This window comes from Zavarzinia sp. (assembly GCF_049306435.1).
Lineage (GTDB): Bacteria > Pseudomonadota > Alphaproteobacteria > Zavarziniales > Zavarziniaceae > Zavarzinia.
The window spans coordinates 1-3593 of the sequence record NZ_JBAQRT010000104.1 but is presented as its reverse complement, the minus strand read 5'-3'; the positions used below and the strand labels follow the sequence as shown (position 1 = coordinate 3593).

Here is a 3593-nt window from a genome sequence, read left to right as displayed (position 1 = left end):
ACCCGGAGCTGGTCGCCGGCACCGGCCGGGCCTGCACCCGCCTGATGCGGGCGGGCGCGCCCGGCACGGTGGTCAAGGTCGGGGCCGAGGCGGTCTATATCGGCATCCTGCCGGCCCTTGGGCTCGGCCTTGCCCTGAAGATCGACGACGGCGGCACCAGGGCGGCCGAGCTTCTGGTCGCCGCCCTGCTCGACCGCTTCGGCCAGATCCGGGACGACGCGCGGGACGATGTCGCCGATCTGCTGGCGCCCATCCTTCGCAACTGGGCCGGCGACGCGGTGGGCGCGCTGCGGCTGGCGCCCGATTGGGCTTGACCTCTCGTTCCGAACGGGACACCCCAGACCCAGAACAGTTAAAATCTGGGGAGGAGAGAACCCGTGGTGAAGCAGCTGCTGTGCAAGGCCTATGGGCCGCCGGAATCCCTCGTGCTCGAGGATGTGCCGCCCGCGCCGCTCGGCCGGGGTGAGGTTCGCGTGCGTCTTCACGCGGCCGGGGTGAATTTCCCCGACGTGCTGATCATCCAGGGCAAATATCAGTTCAAGCCCGAGATGCCCTTCGCCCCGGGCGGCGAAGCCGCCGGCGTCATTACCGAGGTGGGCGAGAAGGTCGCGGGCTTCGCCGCGGGCGATCGGGTCATCGTCATGACCGGCTGGGGCGCCTTCGCCGAGGAACTCGTGGTGACGCCCGACCGCCTCGCGCCGCTGCCGCCCTCGATGCCCTTCGAGGAAGGCGCGGCTTTCCTCATGACCTATGCCACCTCCCACCACGCCCTGAAGCAGCGCGCCCGCCTGCGACAGGGCGAGACCCTGCTGGTGCTGGGCGCCGCGGGCGGCGTCGGCCTCGCCGCGGTCGAACTGGGCAAGGCCATGGGCGCCCGGGTGATCGCCGGAGTCTCGACCGACGAAAAGGCCGAAATCGCGAAGCGGCACGGCGCCGACGAGGTGATCGTCTACAGCCGCGAGGGCCTGCGCGACCGGCTGAAGGTGCTGGCGCCCGAGGGCGTCGATGTCGTCTATGATCCGATCGGCGGCGATTATTCCGAACAGGCGCTGCGCTCGATCGCGTGGAAGGGCCGCTTCCTCGTCGTCGGCTTCGCCTCGGGGCCGATCCCGTCGATCCCGCTCAATCTCGCCCTTCTCAAGGGCTGCGAGATCGTCGGCGTGTTCTGGGGTGCCTTCACGGCGCGCGAGCCCGACCTGCACCGCGAGAATGTCGCCGAACTGATCCACCTTTATGAAGAAGGCAAGATCAGGCCGCTGGTCAGCAAAACCTATCCCCTCGCCGAAGGCGGCCAGGCGATCCGCGACATGATGGAACGCCGGGTCACCGGCAAGGTCGTCGTCACGATGTAATGCGAGGCGGCCGGGGCTAGCGTCCCGGCTCGTCGAGCGCGAAGAACTCGAGGTGCCAGGTCATTTCCTCGGGCGTCAGCGGGTAATTGGTGCCGCCCCTGGCGTGCAGCAGCCCGCTTTGCGGAATGAGGGCGATCTGGCGCTGGACCTTCGTGGCGAGCCGCATGGACAGGCCGGCGCGCCAGACGAGGGCGCAGACCGGCTTGGCCAGGCGGCAGCCCAGGACCTGGCGCACCGCCGCCGGCCGCAGGCCGGCGCGGACGCAGAAGGCGGCGATGACGAAATCGCGCCGGCCGCCGTCGATCGCCCTTTCGATCTCGGCCTCGTCGAGATGGCCGTCCCGGTCCATCCTGGCCACCTCGGCCAGCAATTCGTCGAAAGGCTGACGCGCCTGCTCGTGCTCCCCGGCGGAGACCCGTTCCCGCACCCGGCGGGCCAGGGTCGCCGCGGTTTCCTCGTCGAGATCGTTGCGGCTCATCAGCTGGTCGACCAGCGACGAGGCGACGAAACCGGCGATGCGGCGAATCGCCCGCATCGACAATTCGGTGCGCAGCACCAGGGGCTGGTGCCAGATGTCGATCGAGGCGGCGGAATCGATGATGCGGTCGAGCACATCCTCGCGCAGGCGCGCGGACGGATTGGCCAGCAGGGCGGCGACGGCGGGAATATCCAGCGTCGCGACGATCGCCTCGGACACGGAGTCCGGCAGATGGTTGCGCCGGGCGATGGCCGCCATGGCACCTTCGACCTGGCAGGTGGCGATGATCTCCAGCAGATCGCTGTCGCTCAGCAGGGGCGAATATTCGAGGATCGGGGCCGAAACGATCAGATCGAGATCGCGGGCCAGCGCCTCGACGATCGGCTTGGGCACGTTGCGCGACGATTTCAGCTCTTCCGACAGAACCCGGCGCACCGCCGCGAGCTGGTCCTGGGCCATGATCTCGATCAGCTCGATCGTGCGCTCGCGCAGACGGTCCTGTTCGCCCGCGGGCAGGTTCGGCAGCAGCCGGGCGACCTTTCGCGCCAGCTCGCGCCGCACATCCTCGGAAACGTCGCCGGTCAGATGCTGGTTGGCCTGATGGGGCGTGCCCGGATTGGCCGCCACCGCGCGGCGGACGGCGGCATCCTCGTCCTCGGCCAGATAGTAGAGGATCTCCGGCCTTGTATCGCCCTGTCCGGCAAGATGGCGGCGCGCGTCGGGCGTGCCGTTTTCAAGGCGCCTTCGCTGTTCCTCATAGCTCAGCGGCCCTTCCGGACCACCGCGCAATCGACGCATCAGACGTTTAAGCATCACCCTACTCCGGACGGCAAGGCCATTTCGGCGCGGTCCCGACCACCCGCCTTGGCCCTGTAGAGGGCGGCGTCCGCCCGTCTGGTCAGGGCATCGACCGTTTCGCGACTGCCAGGCTCGTAAACCGCGATCCCCAGCGAAAAGCCAAGATCGGCCCCGATCAGATCCAGCCGGCGATCGAACTCGGCCATCATGTCGAACAGATGCCCGGCCTTGGAGAAGGCGCCCGCGCTGTCGGTCCCGTCGAGCCAGAAGGCGAATTCGTCGCCGCCAATTCGGGCGACCAGATCCCCGGCCCTCAGACGCTCCCGGAACATGGTGCCGAGCAGGGCCAGCGCCTTGTCGCCACCGGCATGGCCGAAGCGATCGTTGAGCGGCTTGAAGGCATCGAGATCCATCAGCAGCAGGGCGCCGGACCGCTTCAGCCGGTCGGCCTGGCGCAGCTTCGCCGGAAGATCTTCCTGGAAGGCGCGGCGGTTCATGATGCCGGTCAGGGCATCGATACGCGACTGTTCCTCGAGCCGGGCGACTCGCTCCCGAATCCCGAGGGCAAGGCCAAGCTGATCGGCGACGGCGCCGAGGATGCCGGCCTGCGTGCCGTGCCAGTGCTGACGGTTGCTGCGCACCAGGACAAGGGCGCCGACCGCGGCACCGCTTTCACTGGCGATGGCGACAAGGGCCGTGCGCTCGCCCAGGGTCCGCACTTCGACGCGGCCGGCCGCCTGGCCCTTCTGGGCCATGTGCTCGACCTCGATGGTCAGGTTCTCGACCATGTCGTCATCGATCGCGCCAAGGGTCAGGATGGGACGCATCCCCTCGTTGCCGTGACGCGCCACGACGATGGCGCCCTGGCCATGCAGCGTGCCCATGGAGGCTTCCGCCGCGACCCGGATCGCCCGGTCGGGTCCGCCGTCGCCGCGCATCGCGTCGATCACGGCGCCGCGCAGGCG

General features: G+C 69.0%; 4 protein-coding genes. 2 read left to right on the top strand and 2 right to left on the bottom strand.

Translation table 11 applies throughout. The annotated features are described in order from the left end of the window. Both WAZ62_RS05560 and WAZ62_RS05555 read left to right on the top strand, forming a co-directional pair. Positions 1 to 314: asparaginase (locus tag WAZ62_RS05560; RefSeq protein ID WP_422642521.1), on the top strand; the 314-nt coding region annotated here is incomplete at its 5' end. A gap of 66 nt (positions 315 to 380) precedes the next feature. Continuing rightward, the gene (locus WAZ62_RS05555; protein ID WP_422642522.1) at positions 381 to 1352 is read left to right on the top strand and encodes an NADPH:quinone oxidoreductase family protein; all 972 of its coding nucleotides are present in this window, start codon (positions 381 to 383) and stop codon (positions 1350 to 1352) included. A gap of 16 nt (positions 1353 to 1368) precedes the next feature. Here WAZ62_RS05555 and WAZ62_RS05550 read toward each other — a convergent pair whose 3' ends face one another. Together WAZ62_RS05550 and WAZ62_RS05545 are read right to left on the bottom strand one after the other, a co-directional pair. After that, positions 1369 to 2643, bottom strand: coding sequence for a DUF2336 domain-containing protein (locus WAZ62_RS05550; RefSeq protein ID WP_422642520.1), 1275 nt, complete (start codon positions 2641 to 2643; stop codon positions 1369 to 1371). After that, positions 2643 to 3593, bottom strand: a 951-nt coding sequence (locus WAZ62_RS05545) for a GGDEF domain-containing protein (RefSeq protein ID WP_422642519.1), incomplete at its 5' end; no start/stop codon positions are given. The genes WAZ62_RS05550 and WAZ62_RS05545, both read right to left, overlap by 1 nt.